The 21,967-nt window shown below is 66.5% G+C and carries 21 protein-coding genes, 1 tRNA gene and 1 pseudogene; 15 read left to right on the top strand and 8 right to left on the bottom strand.

Translation table 11 applies throughout. From position 1 onward, the window contains the following. Positions 1-35: 35 nt before the first annotated feature. The 10 genes from ribF to V5A19_RS08360 all read left to right on the top strand — a co-directional run bounded on the left by ribF (position 36) and on the right by V5A19_RS08360 (position 12,518). Complete coding sequence (ribF, locus tag V5A19_RS08315; protein WP_332318785.1) at positions 36-980, top strand: bifunctional riboflavin kinase/FAD synthetase; 945 nt, start codon at positions 36-38, stop codon at positions 978-980. Positions 981-1,075: 95 nt separating this feature from the next. Beyond that, a complete protein-coding gene (ileS, locus tag V5A19_RS08320) occupies positions 1,076-3,886 on the top strand; it encodes an isoleucine--tRNA ligase (RefSeq protein ID WP_332318784.1) in 2,811 nt (936 codons plus the stop codon). Beyond that, positions 3,886-4,368 carry a signal peptidase II gene (gene lspA / locus V5A19_RS08325; RefSeq protein ID WP_332318783.1) on the top strand — a complete coding sequence of 161 codons (483 nt, stop codon included), beginning with the start codon at positions 3,886-3,888 and terminating at the stop codon, positions 4,366-4,368. The genes ileS and lspA overlap by 1 nt, the downstream gene beginning before the upstream one ends. 47 nt (positions 4,369-4,415) lie before the next feature. Then, on the top strand, positions 4,416-5,354 hold the full coding sequence (gene ispH / locus V5A19_RS08330) for a 4-hydroxy-3-methylbut-2-enyl diphosphate reductase (RefSeq protein WP_332318781.1): 939 nt from the start codon (positions 4,416-4,418) through the stop codon (positions 5,352-5,354). A gap of 292 nt (positions 5,355-5,646) precedes the next feature. Beyond that, positions 5,647-5,961 (top strand): hypothetical protein, encoded by a 315-nt coding sequence (locus tag V5A19_RS08335; protein WP_332318780.1) that lies wholly within the window; start codon positions 5,647-5,649, stop codon positions 5,959-5,961. A gap of 2 nt (positions 5,962-5,963) precedes the next feature. After that, complete coding sequence (locus V5A19_RS08340; RefSeq protein WP_332318779.1) at positions 5,964-9,899, top strand: pilus assembly protein; 3,936 nt, start codon at positions 5,964-5,966, stop codon at positions 9,897-9,899. Between the two features lie 12 nt (positions 9,900-9,911). Next, positions 9,912-10,484 (top strand): prepilin-type N-terminal cleavage/methylation domain-containing protein, encoded by a 573-nt coding sequence (locus tag V5A19_RS08345; protein WP_332318778.1) that lies wholly within the window; start codon positions 9,912-9,914, stop codon positions 10,482-10,484. Further along, entirely contained in the window at positions 10,484-10,972 is a 489-nt protein-coding gene (locus V5A19_RS08350; RefSeq protein ID WP_332318777.1) for a type II secretion system protein, read from the top strand. The genes V5A19_RS08345 and V5A19_RS08350 overlap by 1 nt, the downstream gene beginning before the upstream one ends. A gap of 8 nt (positions 10,973-10,980) precedes the next feature. Continuing rightward, a complete protein-coding gene (locus V5A19_RS08355; protein ID WP_332327754.1) occupies positions 10,981-11,952 on the top strand; it encodes a PilW family protein in 972 nt (323 codons plus the stop codon). After that, entirely contained in the window at positions 11,949-12,518 is a 570-nt protein-coding gene (locus V5A19_RS08360) for a hypothetical protein (RefSeq protein WP_332318775.1), read from the top strand. The genes V5A19_RS08355 and V5A19_RS08360 overlap by 4 nt, the downstream gene beginning before the upstream one ends. A 14-nt stretch (positions 12,519-12,532) precedes the next feature. Here the strand turns inward: V5A19_RS08360 and pcm are convergent, their stop codons facing one another. From pcm to mutY, 3 genes are all read right to left on the bottom strand, one after another. Beyond that, entirely contained in the window at positions 12,533-13,192 is a 660-nt protein-coding gene (gene pcm / locus V5A19_RS08365) for a protein-L-isoaspartate O-methyltransferase (RefSeq protein WP_332318774.1), read from the bottom strand. A 153-nt stretch (positions 13,193-13,345) separates the two neighbouring features. Then, positions 13,346-13,421 (bottom strand) — tRNA-Phe (locus V5A19_RS08370). A gap of 79 nt (positions 13,422-13,500) precedes the next feature. After that, positions 13,501-14,529 (bottom strand): A/G-specific adenine glycosylase, encoded by a 1,029-nt coding sequence (mutY, locus tag V5A19_RS08375; RefSeq protein WP_332318773.1) that lies wholly within the window; start codon positions 14,527-14,529, stop codon positions 13,501-13,503. A gap of 372 nt (positions 14,530-14,901) precedes the next feature. Between mutY and thiS the strand changes: the two genes are divergently transcribed. Both thiS and V5A19_RS08385 read left to right on the top strand, forming a co-directional pair. Then, complete coding sequence (thiS, locus tag V5A19_RS08380) at positions 14,902-15,102, top strand: sulfur carrier protein ThiS (protein WP_332318772.1); 201 nt, start codon at positions 14,902-14,904, stop codon at positions 15,100-15,102. 45 nt (positions 15,103-15,147) lie between these two features. Then, positions 15,148-15,948, top strand: a complete 801-nt coding sequence (locus V5A19_RS08385; RefSeq protein ID WP_332318771.1) for a thiazole synthase — start codon at positions 15,148-15,150, stop codon at positions 15,946-15,948. A 25-nt stretch (positions 15,949-15,973) separates the two neighbouring features. On the opposite strand, the gene V5A19_RS08390 is transcribed toward V5A19_RS08385, so the two are convergent. Next, positions 15,974-16,273, bottom strand: a complete 300-nt coding sequence (locus V5A19_RS08390) for a hypothetical protein (protein ID WP_332318770.1) — start codon at positions 16,271-16,273, stop codon at positions 15,974-15,976. Between the two features lie 178 nt (positions 16,274-16,451). Here V5A19_RS08390 and hemF point away from each other — a divergent pair, with 178 nt between their 5' ends. Continuing rightward, positions 16,452-17,366 (top strand): oxygen-dependent coproporphyrinogen oxidase, encoded by a 915-nt coding sequence (gene hemF / locus V5A19_RS08395; RefSeq protein ID WP_332318769.1) that lies wholly within the window; start codon positions 16,452-16,454, stop codon positions 17,364-17,366. A gap of 104 nt (positions 17,367-17,470) precedes the next feature. Here hemF and V5A19_RS08400 read toward each other — a convergent pair whose 3' ends face one another. After that, positions 17,471-17,743 (bottom strand): oxidative damage protection protein, encoded by a 273-nt coding sequence (locus tag V5A19_RS08400; RefSeq protein ID WP_332318768.1) that lies wholly within the window; start codon positions 17,741-17,743, stop codon positions 17,471-17,473. Positions 17,744-17,936: 193 nt separating this feature from the next. On the opposite strand from V5A19_RS08400, the gene V5A19_RS08405 reads away from it, so the two are divergent. Then, a complete protein-coding gene (locus tag V5A19_RS08405) occupies positions 17,937-18,899 on the top strand; it encodes an ABC transporter ATP-binding protein (protein WP_332318767.1) in 963 nt (320 codons plus the stop codon). Continuing rightward, positions 18,899-19,666, top strand: coding sequence for an ABC transporter permease (locus V5A19_RS08410; protein ID WP_332318766.1), 768 nt, complete (start codon positions 18,899-18,901; stop codon positions 19,664-19,666). Before V5A19_RS08405 ends, V5A19_RS08410 begins: the two co-directional genes overlap by 1 nt. Before the next feature lie 369 nt (positions 19,667-20,035). On the opposite strand, the gene V5A19_RS08415 is transcribed toward V5A19_RS08410, so the two are convergent. From V5A19_RS08415 to V5A19_RS08425, 3 genes and pseudogenes are all read right to left on the bottom strand, one after another. Beyond that, the gene (locus V5A19_RS08415) at positions 20,036-20,548 is read right to left on the bottom strand and encodes a hypothetical protein (RefSeq protein WP_332318765.1); all 513 of its coding nucleotides are present in this window, start codon (positions 20,546-20,548) and stop codon (positions 20,036-20,038) included. 3 nt (positions 20,549-20,551) lie between these two features. After that, positions 20,552-21,109 carry an FMN-binding protein gene (locus V5A19_RS08420; RefSeq protein WP_332318764.1) on the bottom strand — a complete coding sequence of 186 codons (558 nt, stop codon included), beginning with the start codon at positions 21,107-21,109 and terminating at the stop codon, positions 20,552-20,554. 82 nt (positions 21,110-21,191) lie between these two features. Continuing rightward, a pseudogene (locus V5A19_RS08425) lies at positions 21,192-21,967 on the bottom strand (hypothetical protein); the annotation flags it as partial.

The raw sequence follows: 21,967 nt of genomic DNA on the forward strand, positions 1-21,967 counted from the left end.
ACAGGCGGGGCCTCGTTTCGCTACCGGGCCAGATCATGCAGCTGATTCGCGGTATCCATAACCTACGCCCCGAGCACCGGGGCTGCGTGGCCACCATCGGCAATTTCGATGGGGTCCACCGCGGCCACGCCTGCCTGCTGCAGCGGGCCCAGGCCCGGGCGGCGGAGCTGGGCGCGCCTACCTGCGTGGTGACTTTCGAGCCCCACTCCAAGGAGTTCTTCGCTCCGGACAAGGCCCCGGCGCGGCTCACCGATCTGCGCGGCAAGGTGGCGGCGCTCAGTGACTTCGGCGTCGACCGCATCGTGGTGCTGCGCTTCGACCGCCAGCTGGCCTCCCTGGAGCCCGATGCGTTTATCGATCGGGTCTTGGTCCGGGGCATGGGCGTGCACCACGTGGTGGTGGGCCACGACTTCGCCTTCGGCAAGGGCGCCCAGGGCGGCATCGAGGACCTGCGCCGCGCCGGTGAGCCGGCCGGCTTCGGGGCGGAGGAGGTGGCCGAGCTGCGCGGGCCCGATGGCGAGGTGGTGGGCTCCACCGCTATCCGCGAGGCGCTGGCCGCCGGCGACATGGCCGCCGCCGAGCGCCTGCTGGGCCGGCCCTACAGCCTGTGCGGGCGGGTGGTGCAGGGCGACCGCATCGGCACCGACCTGGGCTTCCCCACCGCCAACATCCATACCCGCCACCACCGGCTGCCCTTGAGCGGGGTGTTCGCCGGCCGGCTTTACGGACCCGGCCTGGACGGCCGTCCGGCGGCGGTGAACGTCGGCCACCGGCCCACCTTCGCCGGCGCCGACGTGCGGGTGGAGGCCCACCTTCTGGACTTCGCCGGCGATCTCTACGGTCGGCGCGTGGAGCTGACCTTCGAGCGCCGGCTGCGCCCGGAGGAGCACTTCGCCGATGTGGAGTCCTTGAAGGCGCGCATCGCGGCGGATATCCGCGAGGCCCGGGCCCATTTCGGTCTGGCCGGGCCAAGCGGCTGAGGCCCCGCCGGCGGCCTTAATCGGTGCTACCTGTTACCATGCGCGGCTTTCCTGTTCATCCAATCAGGCATTCCTGACCGCCACGGCAAGGGCCCATGAGCTACAAGGACACCCTCAACCTCCCCAAGACCGACTTCCCCATGCGGGCCGGGCTGCCCAAGCGGGAGCCGGACCAGCTCGCCCGCTGGGAGGCCGACGATACCTACCGCAAGGTGCGTGAGGCGGCGCGCGGCCGGCCCAAGTTCGTCCTCCACGACGGCCCGCCCTACGCCAACGGCCACATCCACATCGGCCACGCGGTGAACAAGGTGCTCAAGGACGTCATCTGCAAGTCCAAGCACCTGGCCGGGTTCGACGCCCCCTACGTGCCGGGCTGGGACTGCCACGGCTTGCCCATCGAGCAGAAGGTGGAGGAGCAGCTGGCCGAGGCCGGCGAGCAGGTGTCGGCCGCCGAGTTCCGGCGCCGCTGCCGCGACTACGCCCAGACCTATATCGACGTCCAGCGCGACGAGTTCAAGCGCCTCGGCGTAGCCGGCGAGTGGCAGGCCCCCTACGTCACCATGGACTTCGCCTATGAGGCCCGTATCGTGCGTGAGCTGGGCCGGGTCCTGGAGGCGGGCAATATCTACCGCGGCGCCAAGCCGGTGCACTGGTGCGTGGCTTGCGGCTCGGCGCTGGCCGAGGCCGAGGTGGAGTACGTTGATCGCACCGATCCGGCCATCGACGTGGCCTTCCCGGTGGTCGAGGGCCTGGAGGCCGCCTGCCCCGGCGCCGGCAGTGTGGTGGCCGCGGTGATCTGGACCACCACGCCCTGGACCCTGCCGGCCAACCACGCGGTGGCCGTTCACCCGGACCTGGAGTACGCGGTGATCGAGGGCTACGGCGGCACCGGTTATCTGGTGGCCCAGGAGCTGGTCAATGAGGTCGCCGAGCGCTGGGGCCTGGGCGAGCCGGTGGTGCGCGCCCGCTGCCGCGGCCGCGACCTGGAGGGCGTGCGGCTGCAGCACCCGTTCATCGATGAGCGCCAAGTGTCGGTGATCCTGGGCGAGCACGTCACCATCGAGGCCGGCACCGGCTGCGTCCACACCGCGCCCGGCCATGGCCAGGACGACTACGAGGTGGGCAAGGCCTACGGCCTGCCGGTGGATACCCGCGTCGACGAGGTGGGCCGGTTCAAGCCAGATACCCAGCACTTTGCCGGCGAAGACGCCCTGGCCGCCAACGATCTGGTGGTGGACCTGCTGCGTGAGCACGGCGCCCTGGTCCACGGCGAGGCCCTGCCGCACAGCTATCCCCACTGCTGGCGCCACAAGACGCCGGTGCTGTTCCGGGCCACGCCGCAGTGGTTCATCAGCCTGAGCGAGAACGACCTGCGCGATAAGGCCATCGCCGCCATCGGCGAGACCCGCTGGATCCCGGCGAGCGGCCAGCATCGCATCGAGGGCATGGTGGCCAATCGCCCCGACTGGTGCATCTCGCGCCAGCGCCACTGGGGCGTGCCGCTGACCCTGGTGGCCTGCGACGACTGCGGCGAGCCCCTGCGCGACCCCGAGGTAATGGCGTCGGTAGCCGACAAGGTGGAGGCGCGGGGGGTGGACGCCTGGTTCGACATGGGCCTGGACGAGGTGCTGCCCGCCGGCGAGAGCTGCGTCCACTGCGGCGGCACGAGCTTTTCCAAGGTAGAAGACATCCTGGATGTGTGGTTCGACTCCGGGGTGTCCCACGCCGCTGTGCTGGAGCAGCGCGAGGACCTGCAATCTCCGGCCGACCTCTACCTGGAGGGCTCCGATCAGCACCGCGGCTGGTTCCAGTCGTCGCTGCTGGAGTCGGTGCTCACCCGCGGCCGTGCGCCCTACAAGGGGGTGCTGACCCACGGCTTCACCGTGGACGCCGAGGGCCGGAAGATGTCCAAGTCGGCGGGCAATGTGGTGGCGCCCCAGGACGTCATGCAGCGCCTGGGCGCCGACATCCTGCGGCTGTGGGTGTCGGCCCAGGACTACAGCGGCGACATCCGCATCTCCGACGAGATCCTGGATCAGCTGGCGGGCGCCTATCGCCGTATTCGCAACACCGCCCGCTACATCCTGGGCAACCTGGCCGGCTTCGAGCCGCAGCACCACCTGATGGCCCCGGCCGAAATGCTGGAGATGGACCGCTGGATCCTGGCTGAGACCGCCGCGGTCCAGGCCGACGTGGCGCGGGCCTTTGATGACTACGCCTTCCACAAGGTCTACACCCGGGTCCATCAGTTCTGCGGCGAGACCCTGTCCAGCTTCTATCTGGACATCCTCAAGGATCGCCTCTACACCATGCCGGCGGACTCCGCGGGGCGGCGCTCGGCGCAGACGGCCATGCACCACGTGCTCGAGGCCCTGGTGCGCTGGCTGGCGCCGGTGGTGTCGTTCACCGCCGAGGAGGTCTGGGGCCACATGCCCGGCGAGCGGGCCGAGAGCGTGCTGCTCGAGACCTACTACGAGCTGCCGGAGATGACCGGGGCCGAGGGACTGCGCGAGCGCTGGGCCGAGATGCAAGCGGTGCGCGAGGCGGTGGATGCGGTGCTTGAGCCCATGCGCGCCGACAAGACCATCGGCTCACCCCTGGACGCGCGCGTCACCCTCTACGCCGACGATTCCCTGCGGCAGCGTCTGGCCCCCTACGCCGACGAGCTGCGGTTCATGCTGCTGACCTCGGAGGCCGCGCTGGCGCCCCTGGCGCAGGCCCCGGAGGGCGCCGCGGAGACCGAGGTGGCCGGGTTGAAGGTGGCGGCGGCCGTGGCCGATGATCTCAAGTGCGCCCGGTGCTGGCACCGCCGCCCCACGGTGGGCGCCAATCCGGACCATCCGGAGCTTTGCGACCGGTGCGTGACCAACATCGAGGGCGCCGGGGAAGCCCGGACCGCCATCTGATGAAATGGCCCTGGCTGCTGGCTGCCGCCTGGGTAGCCCTGGACCAGGCCAGCAAGCTGGCGGTGACGGCGGCCATCCCGCCCCACCGCACCGTGGAGCTGGTCCCGGGGCTTCTCAATCTGGTCCATGTCCACAATCGGGGGGCCGCCTTCGGCCTGCTGAATGACGGATCCGGGTGGCAGGTGGCCCTGCTGGCGGCGGTGGCGGTGGCGGTGATCGCCGTCCTGGCCGTCTGGCTGTACCGCCTGGGCCGGACCGAGCCGGGCACACGGGTGGCCCTGGCGCTGATCCTGGGCGGCGCCGTGGGCAACCTCATCGACCGGGTGCGCCTGGGCCATGTCATCGACTTCGTCGACGTCCACTGGTATCAGGCCTACCACTATCCCGCCTTTAATGTTGCCGATAGTGGCATTACCCTGGGTGCCATACTGCTCATCGTGGTGCTGATCCGCGAGGAGTTCGCGGCGCGCTCCGACTCCTGAGAACGTCCGAAAATCGGGTCCGCCCGACGCCCCCAAGGGGATAGATCATGGAAATCCTGCTCGCCAACCCACGCGGCTTCTGCGCCGGCGTCGACCGCGCCATCGAGATCGTGGAGCGCTCCCTGGAGAGCTTCGGCGCCCCCATCTACGTCCGCCACGAGGTGGTCCACAACCGCCAGGTCGTCGAAGAGCTGCGCGACAAGGGCGCAGTGTTCGTGGAGGAGGTGGACGAGATCCCGGAAGGGGCCACCGCCATCTTCAGCGCCCACGGTGTCTCCCAGGCGGTTCGGGAAAAGGCAAAAAACCGCGGTCTCCAGGTGTTCGACGCCACCTGCCCGCTGGTAACCAAGGTCCATATCGAGGTGGTGCGCCACCACAAGGAAGGCCGCGAGGTGGTGCTCATCGGCCACGCCAACCACCCCGAGGTGGAGGGCACCATGGGCCAGGTGGATGGCGGCATCCATCTCCTCGCTACCGCCGAGGAGGTGTGGAACCTGGAGGTGGCCGATCCCGAGCGGCTGGCCTACGTCACCCAGACCACCCTGTCGGTGGACGACACCGCCGAGGTGGTGCGGGCGCTTAAGGAGCGCTTCCCCGCTATCGCCGGCCCCAAGGGCGACGACATCTGCTATGCCACCCAGAACCGCCAGGACGCGGTCAAGGACCTGGCCGATCAGGCCGATGTGGTGCTGGTGGTGGGGGCCCCCAACAGCTCCAACTCCAACCGCCTGGTGGAGGTGGCCCGCCGCCTGGGCGTCGAGGGCCACTTGGTGCAGGGCGCCGATGACCTCGACCCCGCTTGGCTCGAAGGTTGCAGCAAGATCGGTGTGACCGCCGGCGCCTCCGCGCCCGAGATGCTCGTCCAGGGCGTGATCGAGCGGCTCAAGGCCGAGGGCGCGGGTCCGGTGCGGGACCTGGACGGGCCCGAGGAAGGGGTGAACTTCGGGATTCCGGTGGCCCTGCGCCGGGCGGGCGAGACGGCCTAGGCCGGTTGGGTGGCAAAGCCCCCGGATTTGTCATACGAATTGCGTCCTGGATGACGAAATGCGTCACTGGGATGGCCCGTTTCTCCCCTCGGGCACCCTTTTCCCCTTCTGGCGCAATTTTTGCTAAAGCTTTTGCCAGGGTAATGAGTGGTTGAACGGAGTCCGTCTACCGCTACCGTCTCTACCCGCTTGGGAGGCAGGCACTCACGCCTCAGATCGAGCCAGTCAAGAAGGGGCCCGTATGCTTCCGTGCTGCGTTAAGTCGAATCTTTTTGCCCTACTGGGAACCCTCGTGCTGGCGGCTCCTGCTCCGGCGCAGATGGCCGAAGGCCGGCTGGGAGAAGTGGGGAAGGACTTCGTGGTTGTGGACGGCACCCGCTATAGCGTGGACGAAGGTACCCTGGTCCGCCTGCTCCCGGTTCAGGATCCCGATGACTATGGCGTGCCCCCCGCGTCCCCGCCGGAAGGAGCGCAGGCGGGGGCCGGGGCGTGGGTCCGCTATGCCCCGGCCGTACTCGATGATGTGGGCTGGGCCAGCATCACCGGCACCGGTCGGCTGGCCGAGCAGATCCGGCTGCAACCGCACAGGCCGGGGGGGGGAGAATGATCATGAGCAAGCGTATTATGGCGGTGGTGGTTGCCCTGGGGCTGTTCGCCCCGCTGGCCGCGCTAGCGCAGAGCAAGAGCGACTACTGCTACCAGAACCCCGCTATCGGTTCCGCGGTCAAGCCCAACATTGTGCTGATGCTCGACAGCTCGGGGAGTATGGGCTGGCGCGCCTACGGCGGGGGCTATGACTCCACCAGGTCGTATTACGGCTACGCCAAGCCCGATCACTGGTACGATTACAATGGTGGAAATATCCAACCAGTGTCGGCGTGCGGTTCCTGCACGGCCACCAATTTCCCGCAACAAGACGGGAGCGGAAATTACAGCGGCAATTACCTGAATTATGTCCTGATGGACCGCATCGACGTCGCCCGCAAGGCCCTCATGGGCGGCAAGACCTCGCCGCGGATCTCCAACAGTCCGAGTTCGGTGAACCAATACAACTTCGAGGACGGGGAAACGGTCGATGCTGTAGCGGGAGTCCCCGCCCAGGAACAGCCCTCGGGGGTGATACAGGACGTCAAGGACGACGCCCGCTGGGGCCTGGCTACCTTCGGTAACGGCGCCGACGGCGCCACCGTGGATGTGGACGTTACCAACACCAACCTGACCAACACCTACACCGCCATCGAGAACTGGGCCCCGAATGGCAATACCCCCCTTGCCGAGGCGCTGTGGTCCCTGACCGGTTACTTCGCCCAGTTTAAGAGCGCCAGCGACATGCCCGACGGCATCAGCGGCGACGGCCCGGCCTACAGCGGGGGCGATTACTCTACCAACAGCAACTCGGATCCGCTCAACTATGGCACCGGGGGATCGACCCAGTTCGCCTCGTGCGCCGACAGCTTCGTGCTCTACGTGTCGGATGGCGCGCCGACGGCCGACGACAAGGTTCCCTCCGACCTGCAGGGCTACAACGATAACCCGGACACCGGAAACACCCACGACAATGCCTTCAACCACGGCGACCACCTAGAGGACGTTGCCTTCTACGGTCGCACCAACGACCTGCGCCCGGCCGCCGCAGGGGCCAATGAAATCGACGGTAAGCAGAATCTCATCCTTTACCCCCTCTACGCCTTTGGCTCGAACTCGACAGCCCGGGAGCTCCTTAAACGGTCAGCGGTGACCGGCGGCTTCGAGGACCAGGATGGCGACGGCGTGCCCTATCACAGCAGCGATTGCACCATCGGCACCCCTAACTCCGACCCCAAGTGCGCCGAATGGGATGAGGACGGCGATGGCCAGCCGGACACCTACTTCGAGTCCCAGGACGGCTCGCAATTGGAGGCCAAGATCCGGGCAGCCGTCACCAGCATCCTGGACCGCGTGCAAAGCGGTACAGCGGTGGCGACCATCCCCACCCAGAAGCGCACCGGCGGCAGCCTGCTGCAGGCCTTCTACCGCCCGACTTCCACCGAGTCCGGCGCCGCAGGCACCGTGGAAGTGCCCTGGAAGGGATTCGTGCGCTCGCTATGGACCGATCCCCTCGACAATTTCCGCTCGGACCACAATTCCAATGACGAGCTGATCCTCGATGAGGACATGATTGTGGATTTCTTCTTCGATCCGGCCGGCCCCGCCGTGCGTGCCCGGATGTTCCCGGACGACGGCAGCGCCGGCGGCACCGCCAAGGACAACATCCCCGACACCTGTGACGTGAGCGCCGGGTCCGTTCAGACCGTCGCCAATACCGATGTGCCTCCCTTGTGGGAGGTCGGCAAGCTGCTGGCTGCGCGGAATCCCGGCACGAGTAACAGCTCGGTGGCTTCCTCGGAGCGCCAGATCTGGTTCAACGACGGCTCGGATTCCCTCGTGGATTTCGATGCCACGGCGGGGGTGGCGTCGACCCTGGCCCCCTACTGGGAGCTGGGCAACGCGGGGACGCCCTCCAGCGAGGAGGAATTGATCAAATACCTCCGTGGATATGACAACCCGGGCGGAAACACCTCCGAATACCGGCTGCGCCAGGCGGACAACGATTCCTCCGAGACCTATCAAGGGGTTTGGAAGCTAGGCGCGGTGATCAATTCCAGCCCCAAGGTGATCCGCGACAAGGGGGTTTCGGACCCGGCGGATCCCAACGGGACCTATGCGCCTTTTACCAGCTCCGCCACGGTGGATAACCGGGATTCCATGCTGTTCGTAGGAGGCAATGACGGCATGCTCCACGCCTTCCGCCCCGGGGATGTCCAATCAGGAGGCGGGAGTCCCACCGCCGAACTGCAAGGCTCCAATCCCGGCAAGGAAGCCTGGGCCTTCATCCCCGAGAATGCCCTTCCCTATCTTAGGTGGTACGGCACCCTCGATAAGACCTGCCTAATGCCCACCGTGGACTACCGCGTCACCCTGGAGGCGGCCTCCATCGGGGCCAACGGCGCAGCGGGTGCGGGATCCTCGCAGGATGCCAGCGATTGGCGGTCCCTTTTGATCGGCACCATGGGCTTCGGGGGCAAAGAGCTCCAATGCGGTGACATTGATGGCGGTGGCGGCGACGACTGGGTGAGCTCCTCGGTGTTCGTCCTGGACGTCACCGACCCCGAAAGCCCCGACTTGCTGTGGGAGCGCCAGCTGCCCGATCGCTCCCTGGCCCTTACCAAGCCGGTGGTGGCCCGGAAGGCCAGCACCAACAGCAACAACGGCGACTGGTATGTGGTTCTGGGTAGCGGTCCCATGGATCCCGCGGGGACCCAATTCAGCCCCAATCCCGGAGTCCATGTCTTCAACCTGCGCAACGGCACTCGGGTGCGGACGCTGGAGCTGACCAACAGCAGTCATTTCCGGGATGGAAACAATCTGAGCTCGGCCGATGTGGCGGTGGGCGAGCCCTACGCCCTCGATCCCGACCAGGATGACCTGACCGATTCCATCTTCCTCGGGACCTATGGCGCCGCGGGGCAGGAGCGGGGCAAGCTTTATCGCCTGCACACCGACGATACCAACGTCGCCAACTGGGGCCTCAGCGAGGCCGCCTCGGTCTCGGCCAGCATGAACAACGGCCGCCCCTTCTTTGCGGCGCCATCCCCCAGTAAGGATCCATTCGGTAAGGTCTGGCTCTATGCCGGGACCGGGCGCTTCCTGGGCCAGGCCGACAAAAGCCAGACCTCGAGTCCGCATGTGGCCTTCGGGTATCAGGAGCCCTGCTGGGGCGACGGCACCAACGATAACGCGGACTGCGCCTCGCCCTCGTCCGTTACGGTGGATAATGATCTGGCCCGGATGGACGGCGTCACCGTGACGGTCGGCGGTACCGCAGATAAAGTCTGCAAATGCGCCGGCGTGCAAATCGAGGAGTTCACCGGCACCTGCCCCACGGGTGCGGACGTAGTGGTCCAAACCACTACCGGCGAGGATTACAGCGGTGGCGAATGCGGCAACCAGTACAGTTGCACCCCCCAAACCGGGGCTACCGGGCAGCAGGCGTTCAATAACATCAAGGACGACATCCGGGCGAACTTCGACGGCTGGTATGTGCAGCTACCGGGCGACGAGCGCATAACCAGCCGCGCCGAGGTTTCCGGCGGTCTGGTGAACTTCCTCGGCTTCGTCCCGAGCAATGATTTGTGCAAGGCGGGCGGCTCCACCACCTTCCACGCCCTCCATTACCTGACGGGAACCTTGCCGCCCAATCCGGTATTTCTGAACGCCCAGGGTTATGACTCAGGGACCCAGGAACTGTCCAGCATCATGGACCTCGGCCAGGGGGTGCCACCGGCAGGATCCAGTCTCAAGATCAAGCAGGGGCCCGGCGGTGGCGGTGCCGGCGCCGGCGGTGGAACAGCCGATCAGCCCGATGCGACCTCCAACATCCAGCTCTGCGGTGGAGGCGCCGGCGGTAATCACCAGGCGATCGGCGGCCCGGGCGCCAACATTGGGCGGACCAACCTGCAGGGTACCAAGAACGGGTGCGGGATTCTGTTCACCCGCGAGCCCTAGTCAGGAGATGCCTTGAACCAGCGCGGCTTCACCCTGATCGAGCTCATGGTCGCCCTCGCTATCATCGCGATCCTGGGGGCGATCGCTTGGCCCAGCTATCAAAAGTGGCGGGAGACGAGTGGCCTAAGCTCGGCTTCCCAGCAGCTCCAGGCGGCCCTGGAGGGGGCGCGGGCCCGTTCGATTAACCAAGGCGGGTTCTGGGGCAGCTTCCGGGAGCCCAATCCCGCCACGGTTACCGGCGGCGGCAATTGCAACCGGCTACGGTTCGGTGTCCGGGTCAACCCGGGTCCACCGCCGTCGTTGGACCAGATCTACTATTGCGAGGTTAACCCCAATCCCGGGGTCCAGGCCGCCGAGATCGTGGCTACCCGAAACATTCCCATGGGGGCGGACGGTGTGCCGGGGGTGGCGACCACGATTTCCACCGACCCTCCTCTAGCCAACAACAATAACTGGGTGCTCTTTGACAAAGGCGGCGGTATCGTTGGCCCGCCTTCCGGAGCGATAGACATCAATGTGGGCCCCCATCAAGACACCGTAACCATTTCCGCCAGTGGCCGCATCAGCGAAACGAGGGCCCAATAATGAGGCGGGGGACTCCCGGAAAAGGCCCGGAAGGAGGCTTTACCCTGATTGAGGCGATGGTAGCCATGGCCGTCTTCGCCATTGGCGCCCTGATGCTCGTTCCCACCGTGGCTACTTGGATGGAGAGCAATACCGGTCGCATGCAGCAGGCCGAGGCCGCTCGGCTGCTGAACGCCTACGAAGCGGATATCAGCCTGCGGCAATGGGGAGACCCCGTCTGGGGCACCACTGTGGGTGCCACGGCCAACAACGAGTCCCAAGCCCGGAATCTGCTCCAAGGGGCGGTCTTGCAGGACATCAACGGGGTCGGTGGCAATTACAGCTCGCCGAGGCAAATCAACGATCTGGGAATGACCGCCAGCATTAATTACGGCGTGGTCCAGGTCAATCAGGGGGGCAGCCCGGTCAACCGGCTCATGCGTCTCCGGGTCCAGTGGCAGGGGCCCAATGGGGACACCTTGACCCAGCAACGTTGGCTCCGGCATTGAGGCGAGCTATGGGGGGACTCCCAGAAAACCACCCGGTAGCAAGGGACAGCTCCACCGGCTTTTCGCTCGTGGAACTTATGGTGGCCATGGTAATCGTGGCCATCTTTGCCGGGGGAGTGTACGTTTTCTTCATCAACTTCATGAGCCAGAGCAGCGAGCAGGCGGCCCTTAGCAAGCGAACCTTCGCGGCTAGTACTGCCCTCCAGCAGTTCCGCCGGGACCTGCGCATGGCGGGTTTCGGTATCCCTACCCAGGATATGGACCCCGGTTTGCCGGGAGCGGATAGCAATAGTGCGGTCACGAGCGGGCCCGGGACCGTTACCATCCTGTCTACCGCCGTCCACAGCCGTGCCCAAAACCAGTTGGGCGCCCACGGGGTGGTCCGAAATGGCAACGCCACCAACGATTTGGACCAGAACATCGGAAATAATGTTTCAGGGATCGCCATGAACGCCAAGCGGGACAACGCCCAGGTGGGGACGCTGGGTGGGATTGACTTGGCTGATGGCCACCTGTTCTTCGCCGGACCCGGGGGAAACCCGGGCAATTATTACTATCGCCGGCAGTATTTGGTGACCAATACCACCCCCCAGGGCTGTGCCCCCGGCTCGGGAGCGCTGGCTTACAACGACCAACCCCCTAACCAGCAGGTGGTGACTCAGCCCATATTGGACTGCGTTTTGGCCTTGCGGGTGGTCTTCGGTTATCAGCTGAACGGGGGTGACATAGGCTGGCTGGGTGCCACGGGCGCGGGTGGGCCTGCGGGCGCGGTGGACAACCGCCCGGACGTGCTGAAGGTCGGCATGGCGGTCCAGATCGGGCACGAGTACCGGAACCAGATCCAGACACCGGGACCCATCACCTTTAACGATCCGGTTTTGGCCAATAACGTCGGGTCGGTACCTTTGGCCAATCAAGCCCAGCAAAGCTACCGTTGGCAGACCTTGGAATGGACCGTCCCGCTGGTGAACATGCCATGAGCCCTTATCCGCAAACCCGAAATCCGGAGGCCGGCGTCGCCTTGGCCATGGTCCTGGTGGTGCTAGCCTCAATCGCCCTGCTGGTGACCGGGGTCCACGTCCTGGTCCGGGAGGGGAGCCGGACCGCCGGGGACCAGATGGCCTTTGAATCGGCGCGGACCAGCGCCGAGGCCGGTTTGGGCCAGCTTGCCTCCCTGGTGCTCCAGAGCTCCCAGGGAGCCGTTCCTACCGGCGGCTATGGCCTAAATACGAGTAACTGGACCCGGGATGACTTCCAGGCCTTCGTTAGGGGTGATGAAGACGCCCGGACCGCTGCCGCCACGCCCTGCAATGCAGGCAATCCGGACGTTCGCTACAACATCCAGGGGACCCAGGGACCCATGCAGGTCGCCGCCTGCGTAACCCTTGCCGGGGAGGATGTTGCCGGGGAAGGCGGGGGGGTGGGCATGTTGGCCACGGACGCCGGTGGCGGCACGGCAGCCCAGATGTTCGAAACCACCATCTGGGTCACCAATACCCAAACCCAGGCCCAATCCCAGATGCGTGCCTCGATGCGGGTACCCTAGCAGGTATCGGCCCGCTAGAAGACAAACTCCTTCTTCTTTTCCACCCCCCGCAGGTGGGGCACCGCCTCCACCTCGAAGAGGCTGTCCTCGCGGAAGGCGTCGGCGCCCAGTCGCGTGATCCGCATGGCCTCCTGGACCGGGGGCTGGCCGTCCAGGATGCAAACCAGGCGGCCGCCCTCGTTGAGCTGCTCCTTGAATGCCTCGGGCAGCTCGGGCATGGCGCCGGTGACCAGGATGGCGTCATAGGGGGCCTGACGCTCCCAGCCGTGGGAGCCATCGCCCACCTCAACCCGGACGTTGTCGTAGCCCATCCGCGCCAGCCGCTGCTCCGCCTCCACCTTGAACCCCGGTGTTACATCCACGCTCCACACCTCGCCGGCCAGCTTGGCCAGCAAGGCGGTGACGTAGCCGCTGCCCGTGCCAACCTCCAGCACCTTGTCGTCGGGCTCCAGACGCAGGGCCTGGATCAGGCGCGCCTCTACCGTGGGCGAGAGCATGTACTCGCCGATGCCCAGCGGCACCTGGTAATCGATGTAGGCCCAGTCGATGGCATCGGCGGGCACGAACTCGTGACGGGGGACGCGGTCAAGGGCCTGCAGGATCCGGTCGTCCAGCACCTCCCAGGTGCGAATCTGGGACTCGATCATGTTGCGGCGTGCCTGCTCGAAGTCCATGAAGTCCCCTTCCCGGTTCGAGGGATGTCGGCGCAAGCTGCGCGATTTAACCACCCCCCCAAAGAGGGTGTCAACGCGGTTTCCCGCACATGAAAAGGCCCGAACTGGGGGTCCGGGCCTGGGGTCCGAGGAGGCTGCCTCGGTCGGCGATGGTGGTGCCCGGGGGCGGACTTGAACCACCGACACGCGACTTTTCAGGCCGCTGCTCTACCTGCTGAGCTACCCGGGCGGTAAAGCTCCCAAATTCAAACGCGAACCCGGTGCGAAGTCAAGGCCCAGCTCCTTGTCCGCATGCGGCAGCCGCGGGCTCAGGCGAACCAGGGCGCCACGGCGGCGGGAAGGCCGAGGCGGTCGCGGTCCTCGGGACGGGCCCACATCCAATCCCCCTCGGCGGGCCCGCCGGAGCGCCAGGCCAGCCGCACGGGCACCAAGTCCAGGTGGAAATGGGAAAAGGTGTGACGGAACGCCGGTTGGCACTCGATGACCGAGAAAGTACCGCCGAATTTTCGGGATAGAGCCCGGCCGGCCTCCTCGGGCTCTTCGGTCTCGCGCTCCACCAGTGGCGGGCACCACAGACCTCCCCAGAACCCGGTGGGGGGGCGGCGCTCCAGGAGTAGGCCCCTGGGCGATTCCACCAGCGCGAGCCAGGCGGCCCGGACTCGCTTGGCCTTGGCCGGCTTGCGCACCGGCAGGTCCTCGGCGATGCCCTTGGCATGGGCCTGGCAGTGGCCACGAATGGGGCAAATGCCACATCGGGGGTTATTTCGAGTGCACAGGGTGGCGCCGAGGTCCATGATGGCCTGGTTGTAGTCCGCTGCCCGGCCGGGGGGCGTTAGCTCCTGGGCCCGCCGCCAGAGCTGGCGTGCCACCGGGGTTCGGCCCGGATACTCCAGCACGGCGTCGATGCGGGTGAGCACTCGCTTCACGTTGCCGTCCAGAATGGCATGGTCCTGATTGAAGGCGGCGGAGAGGATGGCCCCGGCGGTGGAGGGGCCGATGCCGGGTAGGGCTACAACGGCCTCGTAGTCATCGGGAAAGACCCCGCCGTGGTCGTCGCGGATGCGCCGGGCGGCGGCGTGCAGGTTGCGCGCCCGGCTGTAATAGCCCAGCCCGGACCACAGGGCCAGCACCTCGTCCTCGTCGGCATCCGCGAGGGACCGGATAGTGGGGAGGCGCTCCAGGAAGCGGTGGTAGTAGGGGCGGACCGTGGCTACCTGGGTCTGCTGGAGCATGATCTCCGAGACCCAGACGGGATAGGGGTCGCTCAAGCCGCGCCAGGGTAGGCTGCGGCCCATCTCCCGGTACCAGTCGAGCAGGTCTTGCGCGAAGGGATGCATGGGTCTCCTTTTGCCGCCGGGGGTTCACGCCGGGTATCTGCGTACCCAAAAGGCTTCCGGACTACCCCAAGCGTTCAGCCAGCCTGCCCGATTTCGGCTGTAGGAGCCCGGCTTTGCCGGGCGAGGTTCTGGGGGGATCGAGCCGGAGGCTAGCGGCTCGCCCAATGAATTGGGCTCCTACAGCAGAAAATCGGGTCCGGGCAGGTCCGGCTGAGCCATCCGGGTAATCTGGACGGGCCCTTGCTGCCGCCGTGGTCGACCCTAAGGCATCACCGGCGCGGGCCTGAAGGGCGGACTGGGGATCTGGTACCATGGGCCGCCTGCCGTCGGAGCGCGCCCCGGCGCTGCCATCCACCCGGAAGGGGACACGCTATGCAGATCTGGGTCAACGGCGAGGCCCGGGAGCTCCCGGAGGGACGCACCCTCCGGGAGCTCGTGGAAGAGATGGGCTTGAGCCCGCAAGGCGTGGCCGTGGAGGTCAACCAGGAGGTGGTGCCGCGCGGCAGCCACGCCGACTATCGCCTCCAGGAGGGCGACCGCGTCGAGGTGGTGCGCGCCATCGGCGGCGGCTGATTCCGATTCCCCGGCCCGGGGTAAGCTCGGGCCCCTTTTGCCTTTATGAGTGAGCCATCCATGACGCAGGCCAATGATCCCCTGGTGATTGCCGGTCGGGAATTCCAGTCTCGGCTGCTGGTGGGCACCGGCAAGTACACCGACCTCGAGCAGACGCGCGCGGCCGTTGAGGCCAGCGGCGCCGAGATCATCACCGTGGCGGTGCGCCGCGCTAACCTGGGCCAGCAGCCCGATGAGCCCGGGCTGCTGGATTACCTTGACCCTGCCGAATACACCATCCTGCCCAACACCGCCGGCTGCTTCACCGCCGAGGAGGCGGTGCGCACCTGCCGGCTGGCCCGAGAGCTGGGTGGCTGGGATTTGGTCAAGCTGGAGGTGCTGGGCGACGAGCGCACCCTCTATCCGGATCTGTGGGAGACCGCCAAGGCCGCGGAGACGCTGATCGCCGAGGGCTTCCAGGTCATGGTGTACACCATGGACGACCCCATCGCCTGCCGCCGCTTCGAGGAGATGGGCTGCGCCGCGGTCATGCCCCTGGCGGCGCCCATCGGCTCGGGGCTGGGCATCCAGAACAAATACAATCTGGCCCTCATCCTGGAGCAGGCCAATGTGCCCGTGCTGGTGGACGCCGGCGTGGGCACCGCCTCGGACGTCGCGGTGGCCCTGGAGCAGGGTTGTGACGGCGTGCTGCTCAATACGGCCATCGCCGAGGCGGCGGAGCCGGTGCGCATGGCGACGGCCATGAGCCAGGGCGTGGCGGCGGGGCGCAACGCCTTCCTCGCCGGCCGCATGCCGAAGCGCCTGTACGCCTCGGCGTCGTCGCCGCTGGACGGCACCTTCTTCTAGGCGGCCCAGGGATGGACGGCGGGACCTAGTGGGTCAGGCCGTTGCCGCCGGAGTCCGCCCCCGAGTCCTCGCCGCGCTGGAGCTCGGCCTGGAGGTGTTCCCAGATGCCGCCGATCTCGGCGGCGATGTTGCCGGACCGGCCCAGACGACCGGCGGCCTCGTAGATGACCCGGGCGTCCTCGTCCCATTGCCGTTGGCTCTGGCTCTGGACGAGGGGCTCCAGGATCTCCTCGACCACGAAGCGCAGGTCATCGGTTAGGCTGGCGAGGTCCTCCTCGGCGCGTCGCGCCCACTCGGCGGCACTGGGGCGATCGTTGTCCGACATAGGGTGCGGAGCTCCTTTGGCTGGGCCTCTGTGGCACAGGGGCGGGTTGAGCGCTTTCAGCTTGGTCGCCGTGGCCCGCTTCCGGGGGCCACGCCGGTTCGGGGCCGATAGGGCCCCCCATTGTACCCTAAATCGCGCCTCTGCCCGTGGCAGGGCGCCCATCGTTCAGGAGGCCGGTTTGAGTCCACAGCGCCAGCAGCGCACCGAGCAGGTCCAGGCCTACATGCGTGACCTCCAGGACCGCATATGCGCCGGCCTGGAGGCCCTGGACGGCGGCGCCACCTTCCGCGAGGACAGCTGGGACCGCCCCGACGGCGGCGGCGGTCGCACCCGGGTGATGGAGGAGGGCGCCCTGATCGAGCGCGGCGGCGTCAACTTCTCCGCCGTTCACGGCGAGGAGCTGCCCGAATCGGCCAGCGCTCGCCGGCCCGACCTGGCGGGCCAGCCCTTCACCGCCACCGGGGTGTCGCTGGTGCTGCACCCGCGCAGCCCGTATGTGCCCACGGTGCACATGAACGTGCGCTACTTCGATGCCGAGACCGCCTGGTGGTTCGGCGGCGGCGCCGACCTGACGCCCTACTACGGCTTCACCGAGGACGCCGTCCATTTCCACCGTACCCTGAAAGATGCCTGCGACCGCTTCGATCCGGGCTATTATCCCCGGTTCAAGGCATGGTGCGACGACTACTTCACCATCAAGCACCGCGGCGAGATGCGCGGTGTGGGCGGCATCTTCTTCGACGACCTGGCCGATGGCTGGGACCAGACCTTCGGCTTCACCCAGGCCGTTGGCGACGCCTTCCTGGAGGCCTACCAGCCTATCGTCGAGCGCCGCCGTGACACCGCCTTCGGCGAGCGCGAGCGCGACTGGCAGCTGGTCCGGCGGGGACGCTACGTAGAGTTCAATCTGGTCTACGACCGGGGCACCCTGTTCGGGCTGCAGAGCGGCGGCCGCACCGAGAGTATCCTGATGTCCATGCCGCCGCTGGCCTCCTGGCGCTACGACCACCATCCCCAGCCGGGCAGCGCGGAGGCCGACCTGGTGGCGAACTTCCTGCAGCCGCGGGACTGGGTGGGGCAGGGCGACCGGTAGGCCGGCGTAGGTTCGCCTTTAGGCGGACACGAAGGTCCCGATGGCCTTACGTTTGCCCGAAGGTAGGTAAAGGTGTCCGGCTGAAGCCGGACCTATCGCCGGATCTACTCCTCGGGCGGGACATAGCCCTCCGGCGTCTCGGCCCCTTCGCCGAAGAAGAATGCCTCCATCTGCTGCTGGAGGTACTTCTGGGCCTGGGGGTCCATCATGTTTAGGCGCATCTCGTTGACCAGCATGGTCTGATGGGCAAGCCACTGCTGCCACGCCTCCTTGGAGACGTTGTTGTAGATACGCTGGCCCAGCTCGGAGGGGAAGGGCGGGGCATCGAGGCCCTCGGCCTCCTTGCCCAGCTTCACGCAATAGACCGTCCGTGCCATTATCCGCCTCCTTTTGGTGGATCACTTCCCCGTTCGTCCGCATTAAATCGCCGCGGGGCCGGCAGCCGGCCCCGGCGGCGCAACCCTACTCGGATTCCTCGCGCTCCCGCAACCGGATGGGCCCGCCTCCTCGGCGGCTCCCGCGTGAGCCCGGCCCCGGGAAAGCCCAAACGTCGCACAAGGGAATGCCCGCATGAACCGCGCTGCATCCGATACCACCGGCACCGCCCAGCCGGCGCTGGACATACAGGGCATCCGCAAGAGCTACGGCAAGCTCGAGGCCCTCAAGGGCATCGATCTTACCATCCAGCAGGGCGAGTTCTTCGGCCTGCTCGGGCCCAACGGCGCCGGCAAGTCCACCCTGATCAATACCATCGCCGGCCTGACCCGCCCAGACAGCGGCCGGGTCCAGGTGCTGGGCCACGATACGGTGGCCGATTACCGCCATGCCCGTCGCAACATCGGCGTGGTGCCCCAGGAGCTGGTGTACGACCCCTTCTTCACCGTAGAGGAGGTGGTGGGCAACCAGGCGGGCTACTTCGGGGTCCGCGGCAACGACGCCTGGATCAGCGAGCTGCTCAAGGCCCTGGACCTCGACGACAAGCGCGATTCCAACCTGCGCCAGCTCTCCGGCGGCATGAAGCGCCGGGTCCTGATCGCCCAGGCGCTGGCCCACAAGCCGCCCATCGCCATCCTCGACGAGCCCACCGCCGGGGTGGACGTGGAGCTGCGCCAGGGCCTGTGGCGGTTCGCCCAGCGCCTCAACCGCGAGGGCATGACGGTGGTGCTGACCACCCACTACCTGGAGGAGGCCGAGGAGCTCTGCGATCGCATCGCCATCATCCACCACGGCCAGGTCCAGGCCCTGGATTCCAAGGAGGCCCTGCTCCATCGCGACACCCGCCGCTCCATGGAGGTGGAGCTCGCCGATCCCGAGGCTGAGATTCCGGCCAGCGTCACCCCGTTCCTGATGGAGCGCGATGGCGGCTGGATGCGGCTTCAGTTCAACCGCGAGGAACAGTCCCCCGTGGCCCTGCTCAACCAGCTTCAGGAGGCGGGGCTGACCATCAGCGACCTCCAGACCCGCAGCCCCTCCCTGGAGGACATTTTCCTGGATCTCACCGGGGAGCAGCTGGCCCCCGAAGAGGTGACGTAATGGAATTCAACGTCATCGGCTTCTACACCCTCTTCAAGAAGGAGATCATGCGCTTCTGGAAGGTGGGGGTGCAGACGGTGTTCTCGCCCATGGTCACCACCCTGCTGTACCTGCTCATCTTCAGCTACGTCCTGGAGGACCGGGTCAACGTCTACCCCGGGGTGAGCTACACCGAGTTCCTGGTCCCGGGGCTGATGATGATGGCCATCATCCAGAACGCCTTCGCCAACAGCTCGTCGAGCCTGATCCAGTCCAAGGTCACCGGCAACATCATCTTCATCCTGATGCCGCCGCTGTCGAGCCTGGAGTTCTACCTCGCCTTCGTTCTGGCCGCCGCCATCCGCGGCGTGCTGGTGGGCATCAGCGTCTACATCGTGGCCATCTTCTTCGTGGACCTGAACCTGAACAACATCGGGGCGATCCTGGGCTTTGCCTTCCTGGCCAGCTCGGTGATGGCCGCCTTCGGCCTGATCGCCGGTATCTGGGCTGAGAAGTTCGATCAGATCGCCGCCTTCACCAACTTCTTCGTGGTGCCGCTATCGTTTTTGTCCGGGGTGTTCTACTCCATCAACGACCTGCCCGCGTTCTGGCGCGGGGTCTCCCACCTCAACCCCTTCTTCTACATGATCGACGGCTTCCGCGCCGGATTCATCGGCCACTCCGATGTCTCCCTCACCTACAGCTTCGGCTTCGTGATCGGCTTTCTGGTACTATTTTCGGCGGCCTGTCTGCGCCTGCTGCACACCGGGTACAAGCTGCGGAGCTGAGGAAGGGCAAGGAAGGGGGTGGTTGAGTTTTATATGGCTATCCGGTTCGGTCAGGAAGGGTGCCGGAAATCGGGATCGAATCCTGTGGGAGCGGCCATTGGCCGCGACAGGAAGGGGCTCCGAACCCAAGTCGGGGCTGCTAGCCCCTCCCCCAAGCACCCTCCCTGTATGAGGCGGATAGCCAATTATTTAAAAGCTTAACTACTTAATACTCCCCGTGGGAGGGGCTAGCAGCCCCGACTTAGCTAGCAAAGGCGTCGGGGCCAGTGGCCCCTCCCACATGGTTGCTTCTACAGTCGGCTCCCCTCCAGTTCTCTGCTGCCTTCTCTGTGCCTTCCGCGCCTCTGCGGTCAGCCAGTCGCCGGCCCCCTAACCCCCGTTGGAAGTGGAGATCCGGTAGCCGCCCCGCTGCTGGGTGATCATGGACCACAGGGTTACCCCCATGACCCACAGCAGGCTTAGCTCCAGGCCGATGAAGGTGACCAGCTTGAGGTAGGCGAACCCTTCGGCCGCGAAGCGCACCAGCCAGCCGGCGGCTTCGTTGGCCACGGCGAAGGCGAACGGCGTCCAGACGCCGAGCTGCTTGGCGCGGTCCGACAGGGGCGCGAACAGCATGAGGTGGACCAGGGTCAGTACCAGGATGCCCATGGCGAACAGGTGGAAGTGGGCGACCTCGAGCATGCCGGCGTAGCTGCGCGGCTCCCGGAATTCCTCGGGATTGCCCAGGTAGTAGTGCACCACCGAATCGTAGGTCAGCGTCATGTCGAGGAAGAACATGGCGCCGTTGCTGATCCAGTGCAGGAAGATGTAGGCCAGGAACAGGTAGATGACCGTGCGCAGGAAGGGGTTCTTGCGCTGCTCGCCGGTTACCGTGAAGCGCATGGATCAGCCCTTTTCCGCCAGCTTGACCCGGTGGATGGCCAGCACCCGCCGCAGGCCGTCGGTGAGGGTGCGCGAGGTGAGCGAGGCGCCGCTCATGGCCTGGATGGTGCCGCCCAGTCGGGTGCTGCGCTCGAGCTCGCGGCCCTCGAACTGGGCCAGCCAGCGCTCGGGGGGCTGGTATTCGGGCGGCTCCTGCCAGGCCAGGATGCGGGCCGAGCGCACGCTGCCGTCGGGGTCCAGGACCACCAGGAAGGTGGCCGGCTTGGAGCGGATGGTGCGCGTGTCGATGAAGCCGTAACCGGAAACCTCCCCCCCTTGGTAGGCCTCGTAGACCGTGAACAGGCGGCTATCCATGGGCGCGTCGGCCCGCTCCTCGACGCGCTCCGCTTCGGCCTCGGAGAAGTACAGCACCTCCTTGCTCACCCGGTCGGCCTCCGGGAAGCCCCAATCCAGGGCCTCTTCCTTGCTCATGAGCGTCTTGGCCCCGGCGACCCCGGTCACGAGCAATGCCGCGGCGAGGCCGAGCCAGAACCGGCCGGATGCGTTGGTTCCGGAAATCATGGTGTCTCCCCAAACAAGGCGCACGCCCGGGGAAGTTCCCCGGGCGTGCGATGATTACCCGTACTCTAGAGGGCGGTGCGGGTCAGAAATTGTAACCGATTCCGACCAGGTACTCCTCCTGGTTGTTGTCGGCCTCGGCATCGGCCTCGCTGCTCCAGTCCTTGTACTCGGCCTTGACCACCACGTTGGGGTGAGGCATGTAGTGCAGGCCCACCTCGGTGACGGTGCGATCCTGTGCCGGATCTTCGGTGTAGCCGGAAGGCACGTCGGAGTTGGTGTCCAGGGCACTGTAGCGGGCCCAGGGGTACAGGGACTGCTCGGGGCGGTCGGCGACGAACGGCATGATGTCGTAGCCGGCCTCCACGTACCAGCCGGTCATGGTGTCGCTCACCCCGTTTTGACCGCTGTTACCAAGGGACTGGGACAGCTTCTCATTATCGTCGATCTGGGCCTGGGCGAACATGCCGCGCAGCCACAGGCCGTGGCGCTTGTACTGGGCGCGCACCTCGTAGAGGTTCATGTGCACGTCCGGCTTGCCCAGCGAGGTGCCGTTAGTGTCGAACAGCTCCTTGTCCTGGCCCAGGTCGCCGCTGAAGACGGAGCCGCCGAGCTGCACGCCGTTCATCGGGTTCCAGTCCAGCCGGCCGATGAGCGCGATGTCGTCGGCCTCGGCCTTGGCGCCCTTCTGGCGGACGTCGCGCACGTTGGCGCCACCAATTTTGGACTTGCTCTCATCGGCTGTTCCATCTCCGTCTTGGTCAATACCAGTTTGAATCCCATCGAAGCTGTTCACCGCGTACAGCCGGTACTCCAGGGTGTCGGTCAGGTTGCCGTACAGCCCCACGCCGTTCTCGCGGC

The organism is Thiohalorhabdus sp., from assembly GCF_036628635.1.
GTDB lineage: Bacteria > Pseudomonadota > Gammaproteobacteria > Thiohalorhabdales > Thiohalorhabdaceae > Thiohalorhabdus.

Bases quoted from the DNA above. Each gene is read 5' to 3' on its own strand.
- ribF (WP_332318785.1), top strand. From the start codon at position 36: ATGCAGCTGATTCGCGGTATCCATAACCTACGCCCCGAGCACCGGGGC.
- ileS (WP_332318784.1), top strand. From the start codon at position 1,076: ATGAGCTACAAGGACACCCTCAACCTCCCCAAGACCGACTTCCCCATG.
- lspA (WP_332318783.1), top strand. From the start codon at position 3,886: ATGAAATGGCCCTGGCTGCTGGCTGCCGCCTGGGTAGCCCTGGACCAG.
- ispH (WP_332318781.1), top strand. From the start codon at position 4,416: ATGGAAATCCTGCTCGCCAACCCACGCGGCTTCTGCGCCGGCGTCGAC.
- V5A19_RS08340 (WP_332318779.1), top strand. From the start codon at position 5,964: ATGAGCAAGCGTATTATGGCGGTGGTGGTTGCCCTGGGGCTGTTCGCC.
- V5A19_RS08350 (WP_332318777.1), top strand. From the start codon at position 10,484: ATGAGGCGGGGGACTCCCGGAAAAGGCCCGGAAGGAGGCTTTACCCTG.
- V5A19_RS08355 (WP_332327754.1), top strand. From the start codon at position 10,981: ATGGGGGGACTCCCAGAAAACCACCCGGTAGCAAGGGACAGCTCCACC.
- V5A19_RS08360 (WP_332318775.1), top strand. From the start codon at position 11,949: ATGAGCCCTTATCCGCAAACCCGAAATCCGGAGGCCGGCGTCGCCTTG.
- pcm (WP_332318774.1), bottom strand. From the start codon at position 13,192: ATGGACTTCGAGCAGGCACGCCGCAACATGATCGAGTCCCAGATTCGC.
- mutY (WP_332318773.1), bottom strand. From the start codon at position 14,529: ATGCATCCCTTCGCGCAAGACCTGCTCGACTGGTACCGGGAGATGGGC.
- thiS (WP_332318772.1), top strand. From the start codon at position 14,902: ATGCAGATCTGGGTCAACGGCGAGGCCCGGGAGCTCCCGGAGGGACGC.
- V5A19_RS08385 (WP_332318771.1), top strand. From the start codon at position 15,148: ATGAGTGAGCCATCCATGACGCAGGCCAATGATCCCCTGGTGATTGCC.
- V5A19_RS08390 (WP_332318770.1), bottom strand. From the start codon at position 16,273: ATGTCGGACAACGATCGCCCCAGTGCCGCCGAGTGGGCGCGACGCGCC.
- V5A19_RS08400 (WP_332318768.1), bottom strand. From the start codon at position 17,743: ATGGCACGGACGGTCTATTGCGTGAAGCTGGGCAAGGAGGCCGAGGGC.
- V5A19_RS08405 (WP_332318767.1), top strand. From the start codon at position 17,937: ATGAACCGCGCTGCATCCGATACCACCGGCACCGCCCAGCCGGCGCTG.
- V5A19_RS08410 (WP_332318766.1), top strand. From the start codon at position 18,899: ATGGAATTCAACGTCATCGGCTTCTACACCCTCTTCAAGAAGGAGATC.
- V5A19_RS08415 (WP_332318765.1), bottom strand. From the start codon at position 20,548: ATGCGCTTCACGGTAACCGGCGAGCAGCGCAAGAACCCCTTCCTGCGC.
- V5A19_RS08420 (WP_332318764.1), bottom strand. From the start codon at position 21,109: ATGATTTCCGGAACCAACGCATCCGGCCGGTTCTGGCTCGGCCTCGCC.